At 69.7% G+C, this 13330-nt stretch carries 13 protein-coding genes; 11 read left to right on the top strand and 2 right to left on the bottom strand.

Annotated features, from left to right (window positions below; genetic code table 11):
* The first annotated feature begins 127 nt into the window (after positions 1–127).
* Positions 128–661 carry an RNA 2',3'-cyclic phosphodiesterase gene (thpR, locus tag EZH22_RS13530; RefSeq protein ID WP_203196100.1) on the top strand — a complete coding sequence of 178 codons (534 nt, stop codon included), beginning with the start codon at positions 128–130 and terminating at the stop codon, positions 659–661.
* A gap of 53 nt (positions 662–714) precedes the next feature.
* Entirely contained in the window at positions 715–1116 is a 402-nt protein-coding gene (locus EZH22_RS13525; protein ID WP_203196099.1) for a YkvA family protein, read from the top strand.
* A gap of 38 nt (positions 1117–1154) precedes the next feature.
* On the opposite strand, the gene EZH22_RS13520 is transcribed toward EZH22_RS13525, so the two are convergent.
* Positions 1155–2135 (bottom strand): NADPH:quinone oxidoreductase family protein, encoded by a 981-nt coding sequence (locus tag EZH22_RS13520; protein ID WP_203196098.1) that lies wholly within the window; start codon positions 2133–2135, stop codon positions 1155–1157.
* A gap of 346 nt (positions 2136–2481) precedes the next feature.
* Here EZH22_RS13520 and EZH22_RS13515 point away from each other — a divergent pair, with 346 nt between their 5' ends.
* The 9 genes from EZH22_RS13515 (at position 2482) to EZH22_RS13475 (ending at position 9482) form a co-directional block, all read left to right on the top strand.
* Positions 2482–3003: an invasion associated locus B family protein gene (locus EZH22_RS13515; protein WP_203196097.1), complete on the top strand. Its 522-nt coding sequence runs from the start codon at positions 2482–2484 to the stop codon at positions 3001–3003.
* 176 nt (positions 3004–3179) lie between these two features.
* On the top strand, positions 3180–4394 hold the full coding sequence (rlmN, locus tag EZH22_RS13510; protein WP_408647708.1) for a 23S rRNA (adenine(2503)-C(2))-methyltransferase RlmN: 1215 nt from the start codon (positions 3180–3182) through the stop codon (positions 4392–4394).
* 23 nt (positions 4395–4417) lie between these two features.
* Positions 4418–4801 (top strand): VOC family protein, encoded by a 384-nt coding sequence (locus tag EZH22_RS13505; RefSeq protein ID WP_203196095.1) that lies wholly within the window; start codon positions 4418–4420, stop codon positions 4799–4801.
* A 10-nt stretch (positions 4802–4811) separates the two neighbouring features.
* On the top strand, positions 4812–5294 hold the full coding sequence (locus EZH22_RS13500) for a hypothetical protein (RefSeq protein ID WP_203196094.1): 483 nt from the start codon (positions 4812–4814) through the stop codon (positions 5292–5294).
* Between the two features lie 121 nt (positions 5295–5415).
* Complete coding sequence (locus EZH22_RS13495; protein ID WP_203196093.1) at positions 5416–5955, top strand: hypothetical protein; 540 nt, start codon at positions 5416–5418, stop codon at positions 5953–5955.
* On the top strand, positions 5952–6479 hold the full coding sequence (locus EZH22_RS13490) for a hypothetical protein (RefSeq protein ID WP_203196092.1): 528 nt from the start codon (positions 5952–5954) through the stop codon (positions 6477–6479). The genes EZH22_RS13495 and EZH22_RS13490 overlap by 4 nt, the downstream gene beginning before the upstream one ends.
* A gap of 29 nt (positions 6480–6508) precedes the next feature.
* Positions 6509–7375 (top strand): chorismate mutase, encoded by an 867-nt coding sequence (locus tag EZH22_RS13485; protein WP_203196091.1) that lies wholly within the window; start codon positions 6509–6511, stop codon positions 7373–7375.
* Between the two features lie 26 nt (positions 7376–7401).
* Positions 7402–8544: a histidinol-phosphate transaminase gene (hisC, locus tag EZH22_RS13480; RefSeq protein WP_203196090.1), complete on the top strand. Its 1143-nt coding sequence runs from the start codon at positions 7402–7404 to the stop codon at positions 8542–8544.
* Positions 8541–9482, top strand: coding sequence for a prephenate/arogenate dehydrogenase family protein (locus EZH22_RS13475; protein ID WP_203196089.1), 942 nt, complete (start codon positions 8541–8543; stop codon positions 9480–9482). Before hisC ends, EZH22_RS13475 begins: the two co-directional genes overlap by 4 nt.
* Before the next feature lie 266 nt (positions 9483–9748).
* On the opposite strand, the gene EZH22_RS13470 is transcribed toward EZH22_RS13475, so the two are convergent.
* Entirely contained in the window at positions 9749–13228 is a 3480-nt protein-coding gene (locus EZH22_RS13470; protein ID WP_203196088.1) for an indolepyruvate ferredoxin oxidoreductase family protein, read from the bottom strand.
* Positions 13229–13330: the final 102 nt, after the last annotated feature.

Here is a 13330-nt window from a genome sequence, read left to right as displayed (position 1 = left end):
TCCCTTTCCTTCGGGACGCGAATCTCCTTCACTGAAGCGAGCCGTTCGCGGGGCGAGCCAGCCCCGTCAGGACGGCGCCGCAGCACCGCACTGCGGACCCGAAAGCCGGCCCATCGCGGAGGGACCCATGCCGCGACTCTTCACCGCCATCGAGATCCCCCGCGAGGTGGGCCTCGGGCTGTCGCTGCTGCGCGGCGGCCTGTCTGGGGCACGTTGGATCGACCCGGAGAACTACCACGTCACCCTGCGCTTCGTCGGCGACGTGGACGACGCCACCGGCCGGGACATCATGCTGATGCTCGGGCAGGTGCGGCGCCCGTCCTTCGATCTCACCCTGGATGGACTCGACCAGTTCGGCGGCCACAAGCCGCGCGCCGTTTTCGCCTCGGTGAAGGCCACGTCCGCCCTCATGGAGCTGCAGGCCGAGCAGGAGCGGCTGATGCAGCGCCTCGGCCTCGGCGCGGAAGGGCGCAACTACAAGCCCCACGTCACCCTCGCCAGGCTGCGCGACGCCTCCTCCCGGCAGGTTGCCGACTACCTCGCGACCCGCGGCCCCTATCGCAGCCCGGCGTTCCACGTGCCGCGCTTCGTCCTGTTCTCCTCGCGCGATTCGGTCGGCGGCGGCCCCTATCTGGTGGAAGCGGCCTACCCGCTTTTGTGAAGGGCCGGACATCCGGCCCTTGCGGGGCGGCGCAGCGTTCCCAAATGACGGACATGACCAGCTCTTCCGCCACCAGCGACGCTTTCGGCCCCGGGGACCTTTCGCCTGATGCGGCGGCGCAGGCCGCCCGCGACGAGGAGGCGGTGCGCCGCAATTTCTGGAGCAAGCTCAAGGGCACGGCCTCGCGCATCCCCTTCGCCGAGGATGCGGTGGCGGCCTACTACGCCGCCTTCGATCGTGCCACACCCTTCAAGGTGCGCGCGATGCTGCTGGCGGCGCTGGCCTATTTCATCCTGCCGCTCGACGTGGCGCCGGACCTTTTCCCGCTCATCGGCTTCACCGATGATGCGGCGGTATTGATGGCTGCGCTCAGGCTGCTCTCCGGCCACGTGAAGCCGGAGCATTATGAAGCGGCGCGCAGCGCGCTCGAGGGCATACGCCCGCGGAAGGCCTGAGGCCTCCACGGGGATGCCGCGCAGCCGGCCGTGCCGGCTCATCCGCCCGTCGTGAGCACCACCTTGCCCCTCACCCGGCGCCCGGCGATCTCGCCGAGGGCGGCGGCGCACTGCTCCAGCGGAAAGGTCTTGTCCACATGGGCAGAGATTCGCCCCGCCTCGGCGTGGCCCATCAGGATCGCCACCATCTCGCGCAGCCATTCGGGACAATCGCGCGCCCGGAAGCCGAAGGCCACGCCGCGCGCATCGCAATTCTTCAGCAGCAGCAGGTTGAGGGGGAGCTTCGGGATCTCGCCGGAGGCGAACCCCACCACCAGATACCGGCCGAGGGAGCCCAGCGCCCTCAGGGCCTGCTCCGCCATCTCGCCGCCCACGGGATCGTAGACCACATCGAGGCCGGCCGGTCCTGCAAACGCCTTGAGGGTGGCCTTGAGGTCACCCTGCGAATAGTCGAACCCCGCGTCGGCGCCATGGGCGAGGGCGAAGGCCACCTTCTCCGGCGAGGAGGCGCAAGCAAGGATGCGGGCGCCGAAGACGCGACCGAGCTCCACCGCGGCGAGCCCAACCCCGCCCGAGGCGCCGAGCACGGCGAGGCTTTCCCCCGCCTTCAGCTCGCCGCGGTCCCGCAGGGCGTAAAGGGCCGTGCCGTAGGTGACGATGAGCCCCGCGGCCTTCACGAGGTCGAGCCCGTCCGGCACCGGCGCGAGGACAGCCGCGGGCACGACCACTTTCTCCCGCGCGGCGCCGTGGGTCATGTAGCCGCAGACCCGCTCGCCGATGGCGAAGCCGGTGACGCCCTCGCCGAGCGCCGCCACGCGGCCGGCGAATTCTGCGCCGGGAGAGAACGGCAGGGCCGGTTTCACCTGGTAGAGGTCGCGGATGATGAGCGTGTCGAAGAAATTGAGGCCGATGGCGGCGACGTCCACCACCACCTCGCCCGGCCCGGCGACGGGATCGGGCAGGTCCCGGATCACCAGGGCATCGGGGAAACCGTGGCGCTCGCACACAACCGCTTTCATGAAGGATGCCCTCGCTGGCGATGAATCCGTATCCCGCGAATTACCAAAATTTAACCCAACGGCGAAGTAAGGTGGGGCAAAACGGAGCTTCCCGTGGCGATCGCGCGGCCCGGACCTTAATGCCGAATTGCGCTGCAACACCGGGGCAAGCGTCGCATGAGCCCGCACCAAACCTAGAAAATCCGGTGATGTTTGTCGCGGCGCATTGAGCCGAACGACGCCTTTGGTTTAGGAAAGCGCAAGAGGTGTCCGCCATTTTTTCGTCTGCCTGCGCCGCTACCCGACGCAAGGGCGACCTCGCCGGACTCCGGTGCGCCCCCGAAGGCCCCAGTGAATAGGACAAGCCATGACGTTTCCTCATGTCCATCCGATGCTCCTGGGCGTGTTTCTCGCCACGGCGGCGGTAGCGCCCGCAGCTGCGCAGGGCCAGCCCCAGTCGAGCGCCGTGGCCCAGTTCGGGGACTGGGCGGTCTATGTCTCCACCGCCAGCCCGAAGATCTGCTACGCCACGTCCCAGCCGAAGAGCCGCGCGCCCGCCAACCTGAAGCGTGACCCCGCCTTCTTCTTCATCTCCACCCGCCCGAGCGAGAAGGTGAAGAACGAGGTGACCGTCACCGTGGGCTTCCCGCTCAAGGACGGCAGCGACGCCACCCTGACGGTCGGCAGCCTGAGCCTGCAGCTCTACACCAAGGACAGCGGCGCCTGGCTGCGCAACGTGGCCGACGAGGTGAAGCTGGTGGATGCCATGCGCAAGGGGAAGGACCTCACCGTCGTCTCCACCTCGCTCAAGGGCAACGCCACCACGGACAAGTACTCGCTCACCGGCCTCGGCCAGGCCCTCGACCGGGTGGCACAGGAATGCAAGTGACGCCCGCAGGCTTGCTCCGGCCGGACTGACGCGCTCCGGCGGCGGCCCCGGAAGCCCGGTCACGCGCCGGGCAGCTGTACCGCTCCGGCATGGCGTGCGCCGCATGGCTTGCGCCCCGCGGCGTGTGCAAGTGGGCGTGGAAAGGCGGGAGCAGACGCATTATGTGTAAAGCCATGATGTCTGAGCCCGAAACCGCCCCCTCGCTCGTTCCCTCGCCGGCGCCGGGCGCCGCTTTGCCTTCCCTCGTCGGCCTCGACCGGGAGAAGCTCGGCGCCGCGCTCGATGCCATCGGCGTGCGCGGATCGGATCGGCGCATGCGGGTGAACCAGCTCTGGCACTGGATCTACCTGCGCGGCGCCACCGACTTCTCCGAGATGACCAACGTCTCCAAGCACCTGCGTGCCCACCTCGCCGAGGCGTATACGCTGGCGCGGCCGGAGATCGTGATGGAGCAGGTCTCGCAGGACGGCACGCGCAAGTGGCTGCTGCGCTTTCCCGCCGACCATCCCGGCGAGCGTCCCCACGACATCGAGACCGTCTACATCCCTGAGAGCGACCGCGGCACCCTGTGCGTCTCCAGCCAGGTGGGCTGCACCCTCAACTGCTCCTTCTGCCACACTGGCACCCAGCGCCTGGTGCGCAACCTCACCGCCGCCGAGATCGTGGCGCAGGTGATGGTGGCCCGCGACCGGCTGGGCGACTATCCCGGCCGCGACCGCGCCGTAGGGCCGGGCCTGCCCACCGAGGGCGACCGGCTCGTCACCAACATCGTGTTCATGGGCATGGGCGAGCCGCTCTATGCCTATGACAGCGTCAAGGAAGCCATCGAGACCCTCTCGGACGGCGACGGCCTCGGCCTCGGCCGGCGGCGCATCACCGTTTCCACCTCCGGCGTGGTGCCGGAGATCGAGCGGCTGGGATCCGAGGTGGGCCCCATGCTCGCCATCTCGCTCCACGCCGTGCGCGACGATTTGCGCGACGTGCTGGTGCCCATCAACAAGAAGTATCCCATCAAGGAGTTGATGGAGGCCTGCCGCACCTATCCCGCCGCGTCCAACGCCAAGCGCATCACCTTCGAATATGTGATGCTGAAGGGCGTGAATGACAGCCCGGCCGACGCCAGGGCGCTGGTGAAGCTGCTGGAGGGGGTTCCGGCCAAGATCAACCTCATCCCCTTCAATCCCTGGCCCGGCACGCAATACGAGTGCTCCGACTGGGAGACCATCGAGCGCTTCTCGGACATCGTCTTCCGCGCCGGCTATGCGAGCCCGGTGCGCACCCCGCGCGGGCGCGACATCCTCGCGGCCTGCGGCCAGCTCAAGAGCGAGAGCGAGAAGCTCTCCGCCCGCGAACGCCTCGCTTTGCGCGCCATGATGGCACAGGCGGAGTAGCGCCCGCTTCCGGAGACGCCCCTATGCTGGACCATGTCGGGATTTCGGTACGCGACGTGGCGCGTTCGCGCGCCTTCTACCTCGCCGCGCTCGCACCGCTCGGCTACGGCATCGCCATGGAAGTGGGGGAAGACGGCAAGGGCGGCCATTCCAACGTGGGCTTCGGCGACGGCAAGCCGGTGTTCTGGATCGGCATCGGCCAGACGGCCACCGGCCACATGCACATCGCCTTCACCGCGAAGGACCGCGCCAGCGTGGACGCCTTCTACCGCGCCGCCCTAGCGGCCGGCGGGCACGACAACGGCCCGCCGGGCCTGCGCCCCCACTACCACCCCGATTATTATGGGGCCTTCGTGTTCGATCCCGACGGGCACAACGTCGAGGCCGTCTGCCACCTTCCGGAATGACGTCCCACCCATGGACAATCTCGCCCGCCTGCTCCTGCGGTTCGTCCTGGTGCCGCTCGGGTATGTGTGCGGCGGTGCCGCCGGGCTGCTCGCCCTCGCCTTTGTGAGCCACGCCCGCTCCCCCGACATCCCGGCCCTGCCGGTGGTCTTCTTTGTTTCGGTCATGAGCCTCGTCGTCGCGGTGCAGCTTAGCGCGGTGGGGCTGGTCGCGTTCGTTGGAATTCTCTACGCAGAGCGCTTCGCCATCCGCGGCTGGCAATTCCACATGGGCAATGGCTTCGTCTCGGCCTGGCTGACGGCCGCGGGCCTTCACGTGGCCGGCTGGTTTGCCATTTCCGCCCAAAGCCTGCTGCCGGTCTCGGTCGCAGGCTTGGCGGCAGGGCTGATCTATTGGCGGATCGCCGGATCGACGGCCGGCTATTTCCGGCCCATGTCCCGGTCGGCGGCCCGTCGTGCGGCCGCGGTCACGCCGGTCAGCCCCCCGGTCCCGTGACCGAGCGATCCGTCGCCGCTCTGACCTCCACCCTGTCCCGGTCAGGATGCTGCAATCTTCCTGTTCCGGGACGGCGTGGTAACCTTCGGGCGGCAGGCCCCTGCCAAGCCAAGGAAACTGAATGGACAACCTCGCCCGCCTGCTGCTGCGCTTCCTCCTGGTGCCGCTCGGATATCTCGCTGCGGTGATCGCGGGGGCCGGGGTGATCCTGTTCGGCGAATGGCGCATCGGCACCCTGTTCGAGCCTCCGCCCGGGTCCGAGACGGCGGGGCTGGGCGCCTTGGTCGCCATCGTGGTGGCGGCCGCCGTTCTGGTGCTGCTGGTCCTGCTCATGTGGCTGGTGGCGGCCATCGGCATCCTGTTCTCGGAAGCCTTCGCCGTGCGCTCATGGATGTTCCATGCGGCGAACGGGGTCGTCTCGGCCCTCATCGGCGCGCAGCTGTTCGCCGGCGGGCCGGACGCGGCGCCGGTGACCGAAGATCCGTTCTACGTCGTTGCGGCCGGCCTTGCCGCCGGCCTCGCCTACTGGCTGGTCGCCGGCTCCACCGCCGGCTTCTTCAAGCCCATATTGCGGTCGCCGGCGGAGCGTGCCGGACAGTTGCCGCCCCCGTCGCGCGGGGATGGCGACAGGCCGGCGGCTCCGCTGCCGCCGCCCCGATGACGTCCCCCGAGAACGAGACCGCGCGGCCACGGCTCGTCCGGCGCCGCCTGGGCCTGCTCGCCCTCGCCTACGTGGCCGGAACCTTCGTCACGGTGAGCGTCCTGCCTCTCGTCGGCGGGGCAACGGACCTTCTTGCGCCACGGTTCGGATTTTCCGACGACATGGCCCTGCTCTATTTCATCGGCATCGCGTCCGGCGGCCTCGCCTATCTCTTCGCGCTGCTGTTCGGGCTCCTTCCGGCGCTGTTCTGGATGGCGGCGTCGGAACGCCACGGCGTGCGCCACGCGCTGGCCCACGTCATCGCCGGTGGCGCAGGAGCGGTGGCGGGGTGGGTTCTCCTGTCCTTCGTCGCCGAGATGCTCGGCGACCGGCTGTTGTGGCGGGTGGCGGGCGACCTTTTCATTGCCGGATGCGCCGGCGGCCTCGCCTACTGGGCCATCGCCGGGCGCCGCGCCGGCACCCCGGGCGCTGCCGAGATCCCGCCGCGCCAACAATCCTTTGATTCTCCGCCCGGTTCCCGGTAAGCCTCCCCACCCAGCCGCGCGCGAATGCCATGACACAGAACGACGCTCCCCTCTCCCTCGCCGACCTGCGTGCCGAGATCGACCGCATCGACGAAGCGATGCACCGCCTCCTGATGGAGCGCAGTGAGATCATCGACCGCCTCGTCCAGGTGAAGCGCAACGCGGGCGCGGAAGTGGGCTCGGCCTTCCGCCCCGCCCGCGAGGCCGACATGATGCGCCGGCTGGTGGAGCGCCATCACGGGCTCCTCCCGCTCGACACGGTGGAGAGCATCTGGCGCGTCATCATCGCCACCTTCACGTTTGTGCAGGCGCCCTACGCCGTGCATGCCGACCTCTCGGTGGGCGAGCCGGCCATGCGCGACAGTGCCCGCTTCCACTTCGGCTTCACCGTGCCGTTCGTTCCGCACATGGGCGCGCGCGGCGTGATCGACGCCGTGGCCGGCTCGAAGGGCGACCTCGGCCTGCTCGCCGCCGCCCCCTCCCCCAGCGCCGGCGATCCATGGTGGACGGCGCTGGAGGGCAAGGGCGCGCCGAAGATCATCGCCCGCCTGCCCTTCGTGGAGCGCGCGGACCATCCGGCGGGCCTGCCCGTCTTCGTCGTCTCCCATCCCATCGACGACGCGGCGGTGCGCGAGGTGCGCGTCTATTCGCTGCGCGTGACAGGATGGAGCGCCGCGGCAGGCCGTGCCATACCCGCCTTCGCCGAGGTGGTGGTGGCGCCGGACGAGGCCCTCGACGGCGCCGCTCTTCTTGTCTGCCTGCCCCCCGGGCACGCGGTGGAGGAGGTGACGGCCGCCCTCGTGGAAGCCGGCGCCGGCATCCGCGCGGCGGCCGAAGTGGGCAGCCACGCCGCCATTCACAAGGTGGGGGAAGACGGGGCCGCGGGCCGGCCCTGAGCTTTTACGATTCCGGAGTACCTGACATGTCCGCCGTGCTGAAAGACCCCGTTCCCGCTCCCGGCCGGCCCGAGCCGCGCCCGGGCGTGCTCGCCATCGAGGCCTATGTGCCCGGCAAGAGCCACGCCCCGGGAGTGGAAAAGGTCTTCAAGCTGTCCTCCAACGAGACGCCCCTCGGCCCGAGCGAGAAGGCGGTCGCCGCCTTCACCGAGGCGGGGCGCAAGCTGGAGGAATATCCGGACGGCGCCGCCACCGTGCTGCGCGAGGCCATCGCCAAGGCCTATGGTCTCGACCCCGCACGCATCATCTGCGGCGCCGGCTCCGACGAGATCCTCAATCTGGCGGCCCATACCTATGTGGGGCCCGGCGACGAGGTGCTGTTCAGCGAGCACGGCTTCCTCGTCTACAAGATCGCGACGCTCGCCGCCGGCGGCACTCCGGTGGTGGCGAAGGAGCGGGACCTGACCGCCGACGTGGATGCCATGCTGGCGCTGGTGACCCCGCGCACGCGCCTCGTCTTCCTCGCCAATCCGAACAACCCCACCGGCACCTACCTGCCCTTCGACGAGGTGCGGCGCCTGCACGCCGGCCTGCCCGCCACCGTGCTGCTGGTGCTGGACGCGGCCTATTCGGAATATGTGCGCCGCAACGACTACGAGACCGGCCTCGAGCTGGCGCTCACCGCCGAGAACGTGCTGATGACGCGCACCTTCTCCAAGATCCACGGCCTCGCCGCGCTGCGCATCGGCTGGGCGGTGGGACCGGCCCACGTCATCGACGCCATGAACCGGGTGCGCGGCCCGTTCAACATGAACACCCCGGCGCTGCTTGCCGGCGCCGCCGCCATCGCCGATAGCGCCCACGTGGACAAGTCGGTGGCGCACAACGACCAATGGCTGCCCTGGCTCACCGGACAGATCGAGGCGCTGGGGCTGAAGGTGACGCCGTCCGTCGCCAACTTCGTGCTCATCCATTTCCCCGACACGCCCGGCCGCACGGCGAAGGACGCCGACGCCTTCCTCACCCGCCGCGGCCTCGTGCTGCGCCAGGTGGCGTCCTACGGCCTGCCGGGCGCCCTGCGCATGACCGTGGGCACGGAAGAGGCCAATCGCCTGGTGGTCGCCGCCCTCGCCGACTTCATGGCGGGCGACAAGGCGCAGCCCAAGTGATCCGTCCGCTGGTGCCCCGCCTCGCCATCATCGGGGCGGGGCTCATCGGCTCGTCCCTGGCGCGGGCGGCGCGGGAGAAGCATCTCGCCGGCACCATCGTGGTGGCCGACGCCGACCCCGGCGTGCGCGAGCGGGTGCGCGCGCTGGGCTTCGCCGACGCGGTGACCCAAAGCGCGGCCGAGGCGGCGCAGGATGCGGACATCGTCATCGCCTGCGTGCCCGTGGGCGCCTCCGGCGCGGTGGCGGCGGAGGTGGGGCCGGTGTTGAAGCCGGGCGCCATCCTCTCCGACGTGGGCTCGGTGAAGGCCTCGGTGGTGGACGCCATGGCGCCCTTCGTGCCCGCCCACGCCCATCTGGTGCCGGCCCATCCGGTGGCGGGAACGGAATTTTCCGGCCCCGATGCGGGCTTCGCCGCCCTGTTCGAGAACCGCTGGTGCATCGTCACCCCGCCCGAGGGGGCCGATCCCGCCGCGGTGGCGCGCATCGTCGCGCTGTGGCGCGCGGCCGGGGCGAACGTGGAGACCATGAGCGCCCAGCACCACGATCTGGTGCTCGCCATCACCAGCCATGTGCCGCACCTCATCGCCTACAACATCGTCGGCACGGCGGCGCAGCTGGAGGAGACTCTCGCCTCCGAGGTGATCAAGTTCTCCGCCGGCGGCTTCCGCGACTTCACCCGCATCGCCTCGTCCGACCCCACCATGTGGCGCGACGTGTTCCTCACCAACCGCGAGGCGGTACTGGAGATGCTGGGGCGCTTCACCGAGGATCTGACCGCCCTCCAGCGCGCCATCCGCTATGGCGACGGCGATGCGCTGTTCGACCACTTCACCCGTACGCGGGCCATCCGCCGCTCCATCATCGAGCAGGGCCAGGAAACCGCCGCCCCCGACTTCGGCCGCCGCGCCGCGGAGAAGCCGAAGCACGAGGAGAGCTGAGGGGAGCACCCCGGCTCATCGCGCGCCGCTCCACCCCTTCGCAATCGTCATCCCCCGGCTCGTCCGGGGGATCCACGGTGCCGCCGGGCCGGCGTTTGGGCGCCGCTCACCGCAGCTTCGGAGGAATGGATGCCCCGGATGAGCCGGGGCATGGCACCGGTGTGGCTCAAGGTAGCGGACACAGCAGGCGCCGGCTCCCTTCTCCCCCGGCGAGAGAGGGAGGGATGAGGAGATGACCCCCTCGCAACGGGCAAGGGAGGATGCCCCTACTCCGCCGCCACCGCAGGCGCCTCCGGCGGTGCGCGCAAGCGCGCGAGGAGCGCCGCCTCCTCCGCCTTCGCCGCCTGAAGGTGCCGCGCCTTCACGTGTCCGAAGCCGCGGATCTTCTCCGGGATCGAGGCGATGGCCACCGCCAGCGCATGGTTCGAGCCGTCGAGGCGCGCGACCAGTTCCTCCACCGTGCGCTCGTATTGGCCGATCAGCGCCCGCTCGGTCTTGCGTTCCGCCGTGTAGCCGAACACATCGAACGGGGTGCCGCGCAGGCCCTTCAGCTTCGCCAGCAGGCCGAAGCCGCGCATCATCCACGGCCCAAGCGTCATCTTCTTCGGCTCGCCGGTGATGGGGTCCTTGCGCGCCAGCAGCGGCGGGGCGAGGTGGAACTCGAACGTCAGGTCGCCGTCGAAGGCGGCCCGGGCCTGGGCGACGAAAGCGCCATCGGCGTAGAGCCGCGCCACCTCGTATTCGTCCTTGGTGGCCATCAGCTTGAACAGGTTCTTCGCCACCGCCTCGGCCAGTCCGCCACGGCCAGGCGCCTTCGCCCCTTCTGCGGCGCGCACCTTGTCCACCAGCGCCTTGTAGCGGGCGGCATAGGCCGCGTTCTGGTAGAGGGTCAGCTCCTTCACCCGCCGGGCGATGACCTCGTCCAGGGTCTCGGACAGGCGGCGGGCGTCGCTCTGCGCCTCGCCCTGCGGCGCGGCCATCTTCGCCACCGCCGCCGGGTCATGGGCGGCGCGGCGGCCCCACAGGAAGGCGGCCTTGTTCATGGCGACCGCCTCGCCGTTGAGCTCGATGGCCTTCTCGATGGCCTCGGCCGACAGGGGCAGGGCGCCGAACTGGTAGGCGTAGCCCACCATGAAGATGTTCTGCGCCAGCGCATTGCCGAACAGCGCCAAGGCGAGGCGGCTCGCCTCGATGAAGTGGGTCATCTCGCCGCCGGCGAGATCGCGGATGGTGCGCTTGATGCGCTCGGTGGGCAGCGAATAGTCGGCGTTGCGGGTGAAGTCGCCGGGCAGCACCTCGTGGGTGTTCACCACCACGATGGTCTTGCCCGGCTTCACCGCCGCCAGCACCTTCTTGGTGCCGGCCACCACCAGGTCGCCGCCCAGCACCACGTCGGCGCCGCGCGCCGGCACGCGGATGGCGGTGATGTCGGCCGGGTCATGGGCGAGGCGGATGTGGCTGTAGACGGCGCCGCCCTTCTGGGCGAGGCCGGCCATGTCGATCATGCCGCAGGCCTTGCCCTCCAGGTGTGCCGCCATGCCGAGGATGGCGCCGATGGTGACGACGCCGGTGCCGCCCACGCCGGTGGCGATGATGCCGTAGGTGCCGTCGATCTCTGGGTGCGCCGGCTCGGGCAGCTCCGGCCAGTCCTGCGCGCCGGATGCAGCGCCCGCGCTCTTCTTCGGCTTGGCGCCCTTCACGGTGACGAAGGACGGGCAGAAGCCATTCACGCAGGAGAAGTCCTTGTTGCAGGACGACTGGTCAATCTCCCGCTTGCGGCCCCACTCGGTCTCCAGCGGCTGCACGGAGACGCAGTTGGACTTCACCCCGCAGTCGCCGCAGCCTTCGCAGACCCGCTCGTTGATGAGCACCCGCTTGTCCGGATCCGGGAACTGGCCGCGCTTCCTGCGCCGCCTCTTTTCGGAGGCGCAGGTCTGGTCGTAGATGAGCACGGTGACGCCGGGGATCGCCGCCAGCTCCCGCTGCACGGCTTCCAGCTCGTCGCGGTGGTGGATGGTGAGGCCCGCCGGCCAGTGCGTGTTCGGCGCATACTTGTCGGGCTCGTCGGTGACCACCACCACCCGCTCGACGCCCTCCGCCGCCACCTGCCGGGCGATGACCGGCACGGTGAGGTCGCCGTCGTGCTTCTGGCCGCCGGTCATGGCCACCGCGTCGTTGAACAGGATCTTGTAGGTGACGTTCACCTTGGCCGCGCAGGACGCGCGCAGGGCAAGATAGCCCGAGTGGTTGTAGGTGCCGTCGCCCAGATTCTGGAACACGTGGGGGCGCTTGGAGAAGGAGGATTCCCCGATCCAGTTGGCGCCCTCGCCACCCATCTGGGTGAAGCCGGTGGTCTCCCGGTCCATCCACTGCACCATGTAGTGGCAGCCGATGCCGGCATAGGCGCGCATGCCCTCGGGCACCTTGGTGGAGGAATTGTGCGGGCAACCGGAGCAGAAATAGGGGATGCGCGTCGCCACGTCCGAGGTGGCGGCGAGCACCCGCTGCGCCTCCTCCAGCTCGGCGACGCGGGCGGCGATGTCCGGGATGTGGCCGTAGGCGAGCAGGCGCTTGCCGAGCTGGATGGCGATGTCGTTGGGGTCGAGCGCCCCCTTCACCGGGAACAGCCAGCGGCCCTCTTCGTCCTTCTTGCCGATGCAGACCGGCTGGTTGGCGGTGCCGTACAGCTCCTCGCGCACCTGCACCTCGATGAGGGAGCGCTTCTCCTCCACCACCATGATCAGGTCGAGGCCGCGGGCGAACTCCATGAGGCCCTGCGTCTCCAGCGGCCACGGGCAGGCGACCTTCCAGATGCGCAGGCCAAGATCATTGGCCCGCACCTCGTCGATGCCCAGCTCGTCCAGCGCTAGGCGCACGTCGAGATAGGACTTGCCCACGGTGGCGATGCCGATGCGCGGGCGCGCGCCGCCGGAGGTGATGAACCGATTAAGCCGATTGGCGCGCAGGAAGTGGAGCACCGCGTCGCGCTTGAACTCCTGCAGCCGCTCCTCCTGCGCCAGCGGCGTGTCGCCGAGGCGGATGTTGAGGCCGCCCGGCGGCATCTGGAAGCCCAGCGCCGGCTCGATGCGCACCCGGTCGAGGCGGCCGTCGACGATGCCGGTCGACTCGATGGTGTCCTTCACCGCCTTGAGGCCGACCCATGCGCCGGAGAAGCGCGACAGGGCCCAGCCGTAGAGCCCGTAGTCGATGATCTCCTGCGCCCCCGCGGGGTTCAGCACGGGGATCATCACGTCGACGAAATGAAACTCGCTCTGGTGGGCGGTGGTGGAGCTTTCGCAGGTGTGGTCGTCGCCCATCAGGGCCAGCACGCCGCCGTGCTTGGAGGTGCCGGCATTGTTGGCGTGGCGGAACACGTCACCGGAACGGTCCACGCCTGGCCCCTTGCCGTACCAGAGGCCGAACACGCCGTCGAACTTGCCTTCGCCCCTGAGTTCCGCCTGCTGCGAGCCCCAGAGCGCGGTGGCGGCGAGATCCTCGTTCAGGCCGGACATGAACTTGATGTCGTTGGCCTTGAGCAGTTTCTCGGCGCGCAGGAACTGCTGGTCGAGCCCGCCCAGCGGCGAGCCGCGATAGCCGGTCACATAGCCTGCGGTATTGAGGCCGGCGCGGCGGTCGCGCTCCTTCTGCATCAAGGCGAGGCGCACAAGGGCCTGCGTGCCGGAGACGAAGACGCGCTCCTGGGACAGGTCGTATTTGTCGTCGAGCGAAACCGGCTTAAGGGCCATGGACGCCTCCAGGGCAGGCGAGGCTTAGGCGCGGCGCAGCGGGTCAAACTCACCGCAGCCGTTCAACCCTAGGCTGGCACGGAGTGTCGCACCCCGCAATTT

Origin of the sequence: Xanthobacter dioxanivorans (assembly GCF_016807805.1) — a bacterium.
Taxonomy (GTDB): Bacteria; Pseudomonadota; Alphaproteobacteria; order Rhizobiales; family Xanthobacteraceae; genus Xanthobacter; species Xanthobacter dioxanivorans.
Note: the sequence above shows the minus strand (reverse complement) of the source record. Positions and strands in the feature narration are given on the sequence as shown.